13 protein-coding genes and 1 tRNA gene are annotated in these 12,326 nt (G+C 36.1%); 4 read left to right on the top strand and 10 right to left on the bottom strand.

Going from position 1 to position 12,326, the window contains the following annotated elements:
* Window positions 1-11 precede the first annotated feature (11 nt).
* From rsmG to ACOVO2_RS01055, 3 genes are all read left to right on the top strand, one after another.
* Window positions 12-641: a 16S rRNA (guanine(527)-N(7))-methyltransferase RsmG gene (rsmG, locus tag ACOVO2_RS01065; protein ID WP_421768190.1), complete on the top strand. Its 630-nt coding sequence runs from the start codon at window positions 12-14 to the stop codon at window positions 639-641.
* 26 nt (window positions 642-667) lie between these two features.
* Entirely contained in the window at window positions 668-952 is a 285-nt protein-coding gene (locus ACOVO2_RS01060) for a hypothetical protein (RefSeq protein WP_188765020.1), read from the top strand.
* 142 nt (window positions 953-1,094) lie between these two features.
* Window positions 1,095-1,168, top strand: a tRNA-Asn gene (locus ACOVO2_RS01055).
* Window positions 1,169-2,746: 1,578 nt separating this feature from the next.
* Here the strand turns inward: ACOVO2_RS01055 and atpH are convergent.
* The 9 genes from atpH to ACOVO2_RS01010 form a co-directional block, all read right to left on the bottom strand.
* Window positions 2,747-3,280: an ATP synthase F1 subunit delta gene (gene atpH / locus ACOVO2_RS01050; RefSeq protein WP_421768189.1), complete on the bottom strand. Its 534-nt coding sequence runs from the start codon at window positions 3,278-3,280 to the stop codon at window positions 2,747-2,749.
* Window positions 3,281-3,483: 203 nt separating this feature from the next.
* On the bottom strand, window positions 3,484-3,978 hold the full coding sequence (gene atpF, locus ACOVO2_RS01045; RefSeq protein ID WP_421768188.1) for a F0F1 ATP synthase subunit B: 495 nt from the start codon (window positions 3,976-3,978) through the stop codon (window positions 3,484-3,486).
* A gap of 235 nt (window positions 3,979-4,213) precedes the next feature.
* Complete coding sequence (atpE, locus tag ACOVO2_RS01040) at window positions 4,214-4,483, bottom strand: ATP synthase F0 subunit C (protein ID WP_350263650.1); 270 nt, start codon at window positions 4,481-4,483, stop codon at window positions 4,214-4,216.
* A 94-nt stretch (window positions 4,484-4,577) separates the two neighbouring features.
* The gene (atpB, locus tag ACOVO2_RS01035) at window positions 4,578-5,642 is read right to left on the bottom strand and encodes a F0F1 ATP synthase subunit A (protein WP_421768243.1); all 1,065 of its coding nucleotides are present in this window, start codon (window positions 5,640-5,642) and stop codon (window positions 4,578-4,580) included.
* A 38-nt stretch (window positions 5,643-5,680) separates the two neighbouring features.
* Window positions 5,681-6,049, bottom strand: a complete 369-nt coding sequence (locus ACOVO2_RS01030) for a hypothetical protein (RefSeq protein ID WP_421768187.1) — start codon at window positions 6,047-6,049, stop codon at window positions 5,681-5,683.
* A gap of 10 nt (window positions 6,050-6,059) precedes the next feature.
* On the bottom strand, window positions 6,060-6,257 hold the full coding sequence (locus tag ACOVO2_RS01025) for an AtpZ/AtpI family protein (protein ID WP_421768186.1): 198 nt from the start codon (window positions 6,255-6,257) through the stop codon (window positions 6,060-6,062).
* Between the two features lie 112 nt (window positions 6,258-6,369).
* A complete protein-coding gene (locus ACOVO2_RS01020) occupies window positions 6,370-7,242 on the bottom strand; it encodes a glycosyltransferase family 2 protein (RefSeq protein WP_421768185.1) in 873 nt (290 codons plus the stop codon).
* Window positions 7,243-7,274: 32 nt separating this feature from the next.
* Complete coding sequence (locus tag ACOVO2_RS01015; RefSeq protein ID WP_421768184.1) at window positions 7,275-8,405, bottom strand: glycerate kinase; 1,131 nt, start codon at window positions 8,403-8,405, stop codon at window positions 7,275-7,277.
* A 63-nt stretch (window positions 8,406-8,468) separates the two neighbouring features.
* On the bottom strand, window positions 8,469-9,842 hold the full coding sequence (locus tag ACOVO2_RS01010) for a methylmalonyl-CoA mutase family protein (RefSeq protein WP_421768183.1): 1,374 nt from the start codon (window positions 9,840-9,842) through the stop codon (window positions 8,469-8,471).
* Window positions 9,843-10,046: 204 nt separating this feature from the next.
* Here ACOVO2_RS01010 and dnaA point away from each other — a divergent pair, with 204 nt between their 5' ends.
* A complete protein-coding gene (gene dnaA / locus ACOVO2_RS01005; RefSeq protein ID WP_421768182.1) occupies window positions 10,047-11,504 on the top strand; it encodes a chromosomal replication initiator protein DnaA in 1,458 nt (485 codons plus the stop codon).
* Between the two features lie 161 nt (window positions 11,505-11,665).
* Here the strand turns inward: dnaA and ACOVO2_RS01000 are convergent.
* Window positions 11,666-12,326, bottom strand: a 661-nt coding sequence (locus ACOVO2_RS01000) for a class I SAM-dependent rRNA methyltransferase (RefSeq protein WP_421768181.1), incomplete at its 5' end; no start/stop codon positions are given.

The raw sequence follows: 12,326 nt of genomic DNA, 5'->3' as shown, positions 1-12,326 counted from the left end.
CGAAATTGTTTATGTCAGACGTTTCCTTAATTACCAAATATTTTCCAAACCTTACAGAAAAACAATTAAACCAGTTTGGACAGTTGCAAGAACTATATAGTTTTTGGAATTCACAGATTAATGTGGTTTCTCGTCAGGATATTGAAAACCTTTACGAAAAACACGTACTTCACTCACTTGGCATTGCTAAGGTAATGAAGTTTAAGCCTGGCACGGAAATTTTAGATGTAGGTACGGGGGGAGGTTTCCCCGGAATCCCATTGGCAATATTATTTCCAGATTGCCAGTTTCATTTAGTTGATTCGATTGGTAAGAAGATAAAAGTTGTTACGGAAGTTTCACAGGCAATCGGCCTAACCAATTTAACCGCTCAACACGAACGTGCAGAAAATGTAGCCAATGATTATGACTTCATTGTGAGTCGTGCAGTAACTCGTTTAAAGCCATTTTATGGTTGGATTAAAGATAAAGTAACAAAGAATCAATTCAATGACCTTAGAAACGGAATTTTGTATCTAAAAGGCGGAGATTTAACCGAAGAATTGGAAGAGTTCGGTGGAAAATACTCGTTATACAACTTATCCGATCACTTCACGGAAGAATTCTTTGAGACCAAGAAAGTAGTATATGTACCATTCTAATTTTGACTATCAAATATTTTACAGATATGAACGAAAGATTTTCAGCAAGTACCTTAAAAAATCCTTTATTGCCTGACGAGGTTATCTTCAGTGAAAAAGGCGTAACATTTAAAGAACGAAAAGTATTCAGTAGTACCGAAAATTTTGTTTTCTACAACGACATCGCAGGTGTAGAAATCGACTCTGGTATCTTTTTTTCAACTATCAGAATCAAGGCAAGAGCAAGAGAACAAGAAATTTTAATTAGAAACTTTGCCAAGGCCGATGCACGTAAAGTAAAGGAATTAATTCTCGAACGTGCAAGACATTGATTATCAATAAACTAAAAAAAACTTCAAAAAAAAGTTAAAAAATATTGGTCAGAGGACTTGACAAGTTAAAATAAAAGCTATACCTTTGCATCATGATTTCGGGACGAACAAAACAGAAACGAAATCAAAATCGAAATAAGTTTCCCGAATAGCTCAGTCGGTTAGAGCATCTGACTGTTAATCAGAGGGTCGCTGGTTCGAGCCCAGCTTCGGGAGCAAGCTAAAAGCCTTATAGTCAATAGATTATAAGGCTTTTTTTATTGTCAAAATTCTGATTCTGAAAAAGTGTACATAAGGGATCAAGCAGGAAAGTTGGGGGTCAACCGGAAGTGGTGGGTGATTAGGAATAAATTTTTGATACCCTAAATAGAAAAACGATAACATTCCGTACCCATCTAAACTGGTTTCTGAAAGACTATGTTAAGTCAACCGGAAGTGGTGGGTGATTAGGAATAAAACTTGTTGAGTAAACATTCTTTAGGATATATTTGAGTGAATCCATATAAAATGAGCGGGATTTATCTACCTCTCATAATTAGCTATTGATTGCTTGATTCTTGGTATTAAAGACTCAAGGAAAGCCTTTAATACTGTTCTTAAAGAAGTTAATAATTTAGAATTGAGAAGACTACTGTATTGAATGTTTTAAAACCCTCCTATCTAAATTTTTTCTTGCCATTTAGCCAGGTCTTATTTAAGCCATATAGTTTATTTTAATGATATCCGTGGGAGAGTCTCATCGTTAAGTCATACGACTATTTAACAATTAGGTACAGGCCTAATAAGAAAATGACTCTTTGTTTCTGATTTTCCATCTAGCCTTTCTCTTTTTTATTTAATAAATACTATCGAATTAACTCTATACTTCCATTGAGAAATATTTTAGGAATATAATCAGTATCGGTTTTCTTACCCAATTCAATGACATCACTTTCTACATATAAGCCATCAAATCTGTATTTGATTCTAATTTGCTATAAGGCTTCTGTAGCCAATTTCTTAACGTGGAACCTATAATTTTGGGGCAAGTTCTTTCGACCGGCTAAAACTCTATTTTTGCTGCCATTTGTAAGGTATTTTCTCTGACTCTTATATGCAGATTAACTGGAGTTTTCTTTGGCACATTAGTCACTAGCTCGCCTTTGTACCTATTATTTGATTGCCATAATGCCACCTTTCCTACCCTTTGCGGCGTTGTTTGTAAGCATTACATATAAGTTCTCTATCGCATTAACAAGCCTCATCGATAGATATACATTTACTAATATTACGAAGAAAAAGAAGTTGAGTCCAAGTTAAAAAAACTTATTTCTCTTGTAGTCTTTTACTAATCGTTCTAAAGTAACCTACGATATATAGTATTCGAATTAACTAATCTCTTTTAAAAAGGTGCAAACACGTTTGCCATTCGAATACTGCTACCAAATCTCAGTTCTTGAATTATACTTTACTGAAGGTACGGCTATGCCATCAGTGTCGATTAATTTCTTAAAAACTTGAGTCATCTGATAGAAAAATTTTGTATTTTAATCTCATCAAATATGTGTCATTCCAAACTTTGAGATCAAACTATCCATCGGGGTTATATAATTGGTTTTTCAAAAAAACATGTTTCTTAGCAAAGATTGAAATTATTTTGCCACACTACAACTCTTTAGACCGACCCCGCTTACTTTTTTTTAATGCTTTAAACCAGACCCACATAAAAGAAAAAACCCCACCTAAAGGGCGGGGGATTTCTCAACTTTATAGCCATGAAAACTAATATTTTAAATTGAAATGACTTACAGAAATTTAAGCTAATGCAAGTTTCAACTCGTTTAATTTCTTTCTAACTGAGGTATCGATTTGTGTATCGCCTACGCTTAGTATATATCCACCAATCAGATTGGTATTTACTTTCTCTTCCAATACAACTTTCTTACCAGTTGCACTACTAACAATTTTTGTAAATTCAGTTCTCTGAACTTCAGTCAGAGGTGAGACAGTAGTCACTGTAACTTTCTGTATACCTTGCTGCTGATTGTACAATTTGTCGAACTCTTCAGCTATTGAATAAATCAGATTTTCTCTGTTCTTCTTAGTTAAGACGTTGAAAATTGAGAAAGTCACAGGATGTACGTTTTTTTCGAAAGTTTTTTTCAAAATTCCTAATTTTGTGTGGTGACGTACAATTGGATTACCCATTACCACTAAAAACTGACGATTTTCATCACAAACTGTTTTAAACAAAGACATGTCATTGTTTACTTCACTAACAACATTTTTCTCTGTTGCTAAATCGAATAACGATTTAGCGTATCTATAAGCAACTATTGAGTCTGCCATTGTATTTTGAGCGAATTCTTGGTTGCTTTACAGCTTAGAACTAAGCAAAAATACAACCGAGTGGTTCAATAAAACAAATTTTGTATAATATTTTTTGCAAATCTTTGCATCTACTTCGCAAAATATTGGATATCCTAGAAGATAATGCAATGGCTGCCATTAAAGAAATTTACTAAACTTATTTAGTCTATCTAATCGACAGATTAATTAAGATTTGCATCAGCAATCAAAGTAGATACCAATGCCTCTTGTGAAGTTTTATCTGCTAATTCTCGACGAATCACTTTCTCTGCTATTTCAATCGAAAAACTAGCCATATCTTTCTTCATTTGAGCAAGCATAGCTATTTTCTCTTGTTGAATAGCTTCACGAGCATCGGCAATAATTTTATTTCCTTCAACTACTGCTCTTTCTTTGGCTTCAGCAATCAACTTATCAGCAGCTTCTTTACCAAGTCGAATTACATTATCGCGTTCTGCACGAGCTTCAGCTAAAATTTTATCGTTATCAGCCTTTAATTTTGCCATTTCGGCACGTGTCTCTTCGGCCATACGAAGGGCTGATTCTATTGAATCTTCACGTTCTTTTAAAGATGAAAGGATAGGTTTCCAAGCAAATTTCTTCAAAACGAATACTAAGATTCCGAAAACTAATGCCATCCAAAATAAAAGGCCAATGGCAGGGGTTAGCAATTCCATTTTATTATAAAATTATAAAAATTAATAATATTTAAAAACTATTGATGAAATCTGCCCAAACTCTACAGGAACGGCACTAATTAGCCTGTTTTTCAGCGAAATGCTGGCAGAGGAAGACAGTTTCAATTTCTTATTTAGTAAACTTGTTTGTACAATACTTGAAACCTGCACCGACGCCTAATGCGAACGGAGCAGGTTTTCAATCTAAAAATTTCAAAGACCGCTTGGTTGACTCTTATGCTAATTTGAAAGAGATCAACAAACAGATTACAGCTGCAAATAATGCAACGGCTTCTACAAGGGCAGCAATGATAATCATCATTGTTTGGATTTTGTTTGCAGCTTCTGGCTGACGAGCAACACCTTCTAATGCACTGCTACCAATTTTACCCAAACCAAGACCTGCACCGATAGCAGCAAGACCTGCACCAGCAGCAGCACCCATAACAGCAAGACCACGTCCGCCATCAGTGGCAGCTTGTAAAAGAACTTGTAAAAAAGACATGTTAAAAAAAATTATATAGTGAAACAAAAAATGCAAATTAATCAAATGTCAATAGACGATAGCTAAAAAAACTTGTATCATCTGTGGACTAAAATCAATGTCCATGATCGGCATCGTGATGCTCTTCGATGGCACTGCCAATGTACATTGACGAAAGTAATGTAAATATAAAGGCTTGTAAAAACGCTACCATTAATTCAATGGTATTCATGAATAACGTAAATAGGGTTACGATTCCACCAACAGCTAAGCTTTTGAAAATAAAAATTAATCCAAGCAAACTTAAGATAATGATGTGACCGGCAGTAATATTTGCAAATAGACGAATTGTAAGAGACATTGGCTTCATGAAAACACCTGCAATTTCAACTACCCACATCAATGGCAACATCGCAACTGGTACACCCTCTGGTTTAACTAAGTGTAACCAGTAGTGCTTATTAGCGTTTGCATGAGTAATAAAGAACGTAATTACAGCCAAGAAGAGCGTGATACTGATATTTCCTGTGAGGTTAGCACCACCTGGTACAAGTCCTAACAAATTATTGATAAGGATAAAGAAAAACAAAGTCAATAAATAAGGCAGGTATTTTTCGTATCTTGGGCCAATATTTGGTTTAACAACCTCATCACGGATGTATATAATAATTGGCTCGAGAAATGATTGAATACCTTTTGGAGCTTTGCCACGGTTTTTGCCAAAACTTTTAGCAACAGTTGACATCAAAGTAATCAAGATAATTGCACTTAATATCATTGATGCCACGTTTTTAGTGATCGACAAATCCCAAACGTGAACTTCTTCATCAATTCCTCCTTGTGGATTCAAACGATAAATATGATCATGATTATTAATGTAGCCATTATAAACACCGTTACCTTCTGCAAATCTTTTTGAAGAGAAAATTTCAAGTCCATATTGCTTGGTGTAAATTATAACTGGCAGCGGTAAAGTAAGACCATGGGCAAATTCCCACTCGTGAGAATCGGCAATGTGGTGCATAATCATCTTACCGATGTCAAATTTTTCTTCTTCGTGATTTGTGGTTTCGTGGCTTTCATGATGAGCTTCGTGACCTTCTTGTGCTGATACGAAGTTTATCGAAAATAACGATAATGATAAAACGAGTAGGAGTTTTGTTGTAATCTTACGCAACATATTTTCTGTAATTATTCGGTCAATTAATAGTGAATTCATCACTTTCCTGAATTTTGCCGCAAGTTACTACTTAAATTCCAAATCTCAAACACTGTATAAAATAAATATAGTACAAAAAAGTTTAAAATAAATAATTCTTGTTGCTGTAAGCCTCTGTAAAGCTCAAAACCGATGAATCCTAAACTTAGAATTAGGCGTAAAACAGTTGCAGCTAGGTAAAACATAATGATATTTTTATCTTTTCCCTGCAAACCCATATCGATTAAGCGATGCATAAGAAAAGAGAAAGCTACAAAAAAACCAAGTATTAACCACCTTTTTGAATGCAGAAATGTATCGATCGCAAAATATTTGGCTAAAAAAAATACAATTACAAAAAAAGATGTAAAAATGATTGTACGTAACATTTTGAGGAGTTTAATATTTAGGAAGTTGCCTTATGACGTTGTATAAGGCAGTAGCAATAGAAATTAATGAACAGATGAGTGTGGCTATGGGATTTCTGTTGGCCATTTTGCCATCAAGCCAATAGCCAGCCCATGTACCAAGTCCAATCGTTAAGGCCATTTGGAGGCCAATTTGGGTAAATACAAGCCAGTTTTGTTTGTCTTTCATACATTATTGGTGTATTTGTTATTAGTGTAGCGTAATATTTATTATTAATGAATTTGAAAATTGGTTAATTTACCTTTATCATCTCAATAATCAGTACACCAATAACCAATCTCTAAATCTTGATATAGTTTTTATACTCTCCTATTCGCCAGCCTGTTAGTTGTTCGAGTTTCATCAATACACGATTTTTGAACGAATATTTTTTTTGATGAATATCAAAATCGAAAGCCCAGTTCATGCGTTCGATACGTGGTTGGATAACTTTGGGGTGAGTTCCATCAAAAAGCGTCAATGAATCAATTCCTGAGTAATCGAATTCAACATTAGCGGGTTGTTGTTGGTCAAGTTCTTTGTCTGTATGCCAGAAATATGATAAACCCCTCACTTTTTCGGTCATTTTAGTAGGAGGTTTAACCCAACCATAATGATAAATGTACGCTTCGATTGGCTTAACTTTCAGCTTGGTGTTATCATTTTTTCGGAACCCTTGAGCATCTCGATAAGACACAACCTTTTTTGTATGACGAATTACCCTGATTTCATTTCGATACCACTTTCTGGAATCGGCTACATACTTATAAGAGCCATAGAAATGTGTATATTTAAAAAGTAAGCCTTCCACCGAAAGGTCATCTTTGTAAGCCAGCATGGCATCTTTAATGTTTTGATGATATTTTTCATGCACAACTTCATCACTTTGGATATAAAATGCCCACGTTGTATCATCACTTACGGCGGCCAGAGCTTTATCGGTTTCAATGGCTAAAACTCTGCCATCTTTACGCAAAGAATCATCCCAAATGGTTTCGATGATGCGAATTTTATCTGAATTGATTGATTTTATTAAATCCAAAGTTCCATCTTCTGAATTTCCAACCGCAACAACAAACTCATCACATACTGGCAAAATCGAAGTAATTGCCTCTACAACTGGATAATCGTACTTAATGGCATTTCGGATTATTGTAAAACCTGTTATTTTCATACCCCCAACCCCTAAAGGGGTGTTCTTATTTTCTAAGATGATTTATGCAGCAAATTTACCAAATAAAATGTGGCATTTCGCACACCTTCGTGACCATATTTTAAAGCATCATCCAAATTCATGGGGCGATTTAAGATTGAAGTAGCATAATTGATACCTATTTCTTGCAGCTCTTTTGGCGAAACATCGAGCGTGCCACAGATGGCTGCAATCGGAATTTGGGCATGAGTAGCTAGGTCTGTAATACCTTTGATGAGTTTACCTTGAAGGGTTTGATTATCAATTTTACCTTCTCCAGTAATAATAAGGTTTACATTTTTTAGATTTTCTTCGAAAGCACAAAAATCCATTAATAACTTCACGCCTTCTTTTAATTCGGCATTCATAAAAGCCATCAGTCCAAAACCTAAGCCTCCTGCAGCCCCAGTTCCTGCAATTTGAGCGTAATCTTTACCAAAATCTTTAGTGAAAATCTCAGCAATATTTTGTAGTCCTTTGTCTAAAAGCTCAACGGCCTCTTTGTCAGCCCCTTTTTGTGGACCATAAATATATGCAGCTCCATTTTCGCCAAAGAGTGGATTTGTTACATCACAAGCAACAGTAATTAAAACCGGAAACTGGTTACTACTTATTGGTGGCTGTATTTTTTTTACTTTTAAGAGATTTTCTCCGATTGGATTTAATTCTTGACCATTTTCATCTAAAAACTTCCAACCAAGGGCAGCTGCCATACCAATTCCTGCATCGGTTGTGGCACTTCCACCAATTCCTAAAATGATGTTTTCTACGCCTAACGCTACAACTGTTTTGATTAATTCCCCAGTTCCAAAGGTAGAAGTTTTTAAAGGATTTCGTTCGTCTGCTTTTAATAAACGTAAGCCAGAAGCCATGGCCATTTCGATAAATGCGGTCTTTCCATCGGCCGAAATACCGTACTCGGCTTCAATAATTCGCCCGAGTGGGTCTTGAACTTTAGCGATTTGTTTTTTTCCTCCTGAATACCATAATAGTAAATCGAGTGTACCTTCTCCCCCATCTGCCATCGGTAAACTAACCACTTCGATTGCTGGTGAAACCATACGAATACCTTCGGCCATGGCTTCGCAAACTTGTGGTGCATCTAACGAACCTCTGAATTTATCGGGAGCAAGCAGGATTTTCAAAACTATTCTAATTTAATTGATGGCAACAAAAGTCGGCAAAGTTTTGCCCGACTTTTGAAGTTTCTATTCAAAAACTGCCGAAAGTCTTCTATTTTGTAATTTATTGGTATTTGCTTTTTCAGTTTTAGGCAAAGTATTTTCTGGCTCAACTCTAAACTTATTTACGCCAACCATAACTTTACCTCCTTTCAATCGATTTACATTCGCCTCATACGATTTATTAACTTCTTCTTGTACAAAACCTTGCTCAAAAGCTGCCGTGATACCACCCAAACGTTCAACTTTCTGAAACATCTCCCAAGCTTCGGTTGCCAGTTGATAAGTTAGGTTTTCGATATAATACGAACCTGCCGAAGGGTCAATGGTTTTATCGAGATGTGCTTCTTCTTTCATCAATATAGCCATATTCTGAGCAATACGTTCGCCGAAATCAGAGCTAAGCTCATTGTTTAAAACGGCATCATAAGCACTGATAGTCAATGAGTCACAACCACCCATAACTGCCGACATGGCTTCGGTTGTGGCCCGCAACATATTAGTATATGGACTGAGCGTTGAATTATAAAAACTCGACGTTTGGCAATGAATTTGGCAATCCTTGATAAGTGACGCACAGTTGTAGGCTTCTAATACTTTACTCCACAAATAACGCAAAGCTCTTAGTTTAGCCACTTCCATAAAATAATTTGTACCAATCGAAATCGAGAACTCAAACTTTGAAATAACTTGCTCGGGAGTTAAGCCTAAATCGGTTAATTTATCAACGTACTCTACCGCTGAGGCGAGCGTGAAGGCTAATTCTTGTACGGTATTAGCTCCTGCATTATGAAATACGTGAGACTCGACTGTAAAGGCAGAAAATTGAGGAAACTGATGTGTTTTACTGAGTATTTGTTTTGTATTTTCCCAAGTATAATTACTTAATGTTGGCTCATCATTCAAAAACAACTCCGCCAATACATCTACCTGAAAACCTCCTTTGGGTAAATAATGGACAATTTTTGTAAGTTGATCTAAGGCTTGCTCTCGGTAGGGAGTCTTGAAAAATACAGGATTATCACTCAATTTAACGTTATTTAGCAATTTCACCCAATCTACTTTCTCGACATCAGTATTTTCAAAATCAATCACAACTGCCGACATACCTCTTTGTAAATAACTGATAATTAAAACATTAACTTCCTTCTCGGTGTTATACTTTATGTAAGCACGATTTTGCCAACTTCCTGAATTTTTATTTTTTTGAGCCGCCTGAATATTGGCAATTGGTAAATTACGAAGGTCTTCTTCCGAATAGTAAGGTTGTACTTCAAAATTTTCGAGTGTTTGCCAAACGAGGGTTTCATCAAAACTTTTTCCTTTTAAATCTTTAGTAACTTGAGTAATCCAATCACTTTTTGTGATTTTAGGAAACTCAGAGAAGAGAGAAGTGTTCATAAGTGAAATTGTATTTTTCTAAGATTATATTTGTTGTACTCTGACAAATGTAAAAATAAGCTTTGTACTTTTATTAGGCAAATTTTATTTGGAAAAATTTAGTTTAGTAAATACTTTGAAAATAGATTAAAAATCTCAAAATTCACCACTCGGTTAGGTCGATTTTTTTGTTATCTTTGCAACCCTTTTGATTTTGACTAAAAAATGACCGTTTTAGAAACTCCAAAAAACTCCAATATAACATTGCAACGTGAGGTGGACATAGTGTGGCAGAATTGCCTTAAAATGATACGGGAAAGTATCTCCGAACAAAGTTATAAAACTTGGTTCGAACCGATAGTACCCGCTAAATTAGAAGGGAAAAAACTGACTATCCAAGTGCCAAGCCAATTCTTCTACGAGTGGCTTGAGGAAAATTATGTACATTTACTACGAAAATCTTTAGATTATGCCATCGGTCGGGATGGAATGCTTGAATATTCGATTGTAGTGGATAGTGGAAATCGTCAGAAAAACGAGCCACAAATTGCCGTGAATATGCCACCAGTGCATAGTCCGCAATATGCCAAGCCTGATAATCATAATGCCGATGTTGTGAAAAATCCTTTTCAGATGAAGGATTTGGATTCGCTAAGCCTTGATTCTTACCTTAACCCAAATTATACTTTTGATAATTTTGTGGAAGGTGATTGTAATCGTTTGGCGAGAGCGGCGGGTTTTGCGGTTGCATCAAAACCAGGAGTTACGTCATTTAATCCATTGATGATTTATGGAGGAGTTGGTCTTGGAAAGACCCACTTGGTGCAAGCCATCGGAAATTTTATGAAAAATAAAGCGGGCGGAAAATTTGTGCTTTATGTTTCGTCTGAAAAATTTACGAGTCAATTTATCAACGCCATCAAGAATAACAGTCTGCAAGATTTCATGAATTTCTATATGCAAATTGATATTCTGATTATTGATGACGTACAGTTTTTATCAGGAAAAGAAAAAACCCAAGAAACTTTCTTTCATATATTCAATCACCTTCACCAATCTGGCCGCCAGATAGTCATGACTTCTGACCGCCCACCAAGAGAATTAGAAGGTGTTGAAGACCGTCTTTTATCACGCTTTAAGTGGGGCTTAACTGCCGATTTACAAACGCCTGACTTAGAGACACGTATCGCAATCATTCAGAAAAAAGTCCAAGCTGAAGGTATTCAAATTGCTTATGAAGTGATTGAATATTTGGCTCACAGTATCGATACAAACGTACGTGAATTGGAGGGTGTAATGATTTCATTATTGGCTCAAGCATCACTTACTCGACGTGAAATTGACTTAGAATTAGCAAAAACGACGCTTCGCCATTTAGTAAAAGATTCGGAAAGAGAAGTGACGGTCGATACAATTATTGAAGCAATTACTGAATATTATAAAGTACGCACTGCCGATTTGAAAGGAAAGAGCCGTTTGCGTGAAATTGTGTTACCTCGTCAAGTAGCTATGTACTTAGCTAAGGAATTAACTAATCTTTCGCTGAAATCAATTGGTTATCATTTTGGCGGTCGTGACCACAGTACGGTTATTCACGCCATTCAGACTGTCAATGATTTGATGGATACTGATAAAGAAATCAGCACGGCAGTTGCTAAATTATTGAAGATGTTTAGGAAGTAAATAGACCACGGTCGATAGTCAATAGTCCATAGAAATGAGCGAATTTGGATAAATTCGCTCATTTTTCATTTTATTGCCGTTGGTTTTAACCAACGGTAAATAATAAAATTTTCCTGTTCTTTTGCGAAGATGAGCCGCCCGACGTTCGGTTCGGCTCCGTTTTATTCTACATAAAGCACCAAGCCTTTCAAATAACTACCTTCGGGATGGAATAAATTTACGGGGTGGTCGGCTCCTTGCGTGAGGTGATGTAAAACTCTTACTTGGCGACCAACTTCGAGAGCAGCCGACATTATTGTGTTATAGAATAACTCACGGTCAACTACTTGTGAGCAAGAGAATGTAAATAATATACCACCTTTGGCCAATCTTTTTATGCCTTCGACATTCAATCGCTTGTAGCCTTGTACGGCATTATGACGTTTCGCAATGTTTTTGGCATAGGCTGGAGGGTCGAGAATAATGACATCATAAAACTGGTCATTTCTCTTCAAATAGTTCATTACATCTTCGGCGTATGCTTCGTGTTTATCGGTTTCTCCGAAATTCAGTGTCACGTTCTGATTCACTAAATCAACAGCTTTTTTAGATACATCAACCGAATGAACCAACTCCGCTCCTGCCTTCAAGGCGTAAATCGAAAATCCGCCCGAATAACAGAAAGAATTTAATACCTTCTTACCTTTTGCATACTGAGCCAATAACGCTCGATTATCTCGTTGGTCAAGGAAAAAGCCCGTTTTTTGGCCAGTTAGCCAATCAATCAGAAACTTATTATCGTTTTCTGCAACTTCGTGTGGAATTAACGAATGAGCGAATGAT

This window comes from Emticicia sp., assembly GCF_049241225.1.
GTDB lineage: Bacteria > Bacteroidota > Bacteroidia > Cytophagales > Spirosomataceae > Emticicia.
Note: the sequence above shows the minus strand (reverse complement) of the source record. Positions and strands in the feature narration are given on the sequence as shown.

What these genes read in the sequence shown, in the direction of transcription:
- rsmG (WP_421768190.1), top strand. Translation starts at nt 12, where the DNA reads ATGTCAGACGTTTCCTTAATTACCAAATATTTTCCAAACCTTACAGAA.
- ACOVO2_RS01060 (WP_188765020.1), top strand. Translation starts at nt 668, where the DNA reads ATGAACGAAAGATTTTCAGCAAGTACCTTAAAAAATCCTTTATTGCCT.
- atpH (WP_421768189.1), bottom strand. Translation starts at nt 3,280, where the DNA reads ATGGCAGACTCAATAGTTGCTTATAGATACGCTAAATCGTTATTCGAT.
- atpF (WP_421768188.1), bottom strand. Translation starts at nt 3,978, where the DNA reads ATGGAATTGCTAACCCCTGCCATTGGCCTTTTATTTTGGATGGCATTA.
- atpE (WP_350263650.1), bottom strand. Translation starts at nt 4,483, where the DNA reads ATGTCTTTTTTACAAGTTCTTTTACAAGCTGCCACTGATGGCGGACGT.
- atpB (WP_421768243.1), bottom strand. Translation starts at nt 5,642, where the DNA reads ATGTTGCGTAAGATTACAACAAAACTCCTACTCGTTTTATCATTATCG.
- ACOVO2_RS01030 (WP_421768187.1), bottom strand. Translation starts at nt 6,049, where the DNA reads ATGTTACGTACAATCATTTTTACATCTTTTTTTGTAATTGTATTTTTT.
- ACOVO2_RS01025 (WP_421768186.1), bottom strand. Translation starts at nt 6,257, where the DNA reads ATGAAAGACAAACAAAACTGGCTTGTATTTACCCAAATTGGCCTCCAA.
- ACOVO2_RS01020 (WP_421768185.1), bottom strand. Translation starts at nt 7,242, where the DNA reads ATGAAAATAACAGGTTTTACAATAATCCGAAATGCCATTAAGTACGAT.
- ACOVO2_RS01010 (WP_421768183.1), bottom strand. Translation starts at nt 9,842, where the DNA reads ATGAACACTTCTCTCTTCTCTGAGTTTCCTAAAATCACAAAAAGTGAT.
- dnaA (WP_421768182.1), top strand. Translation starts at nt 10,047, where the DNA reads ATGACCGTTTTAGAAACTCCAAAAAACTCCAATATAACATTGCAACGT.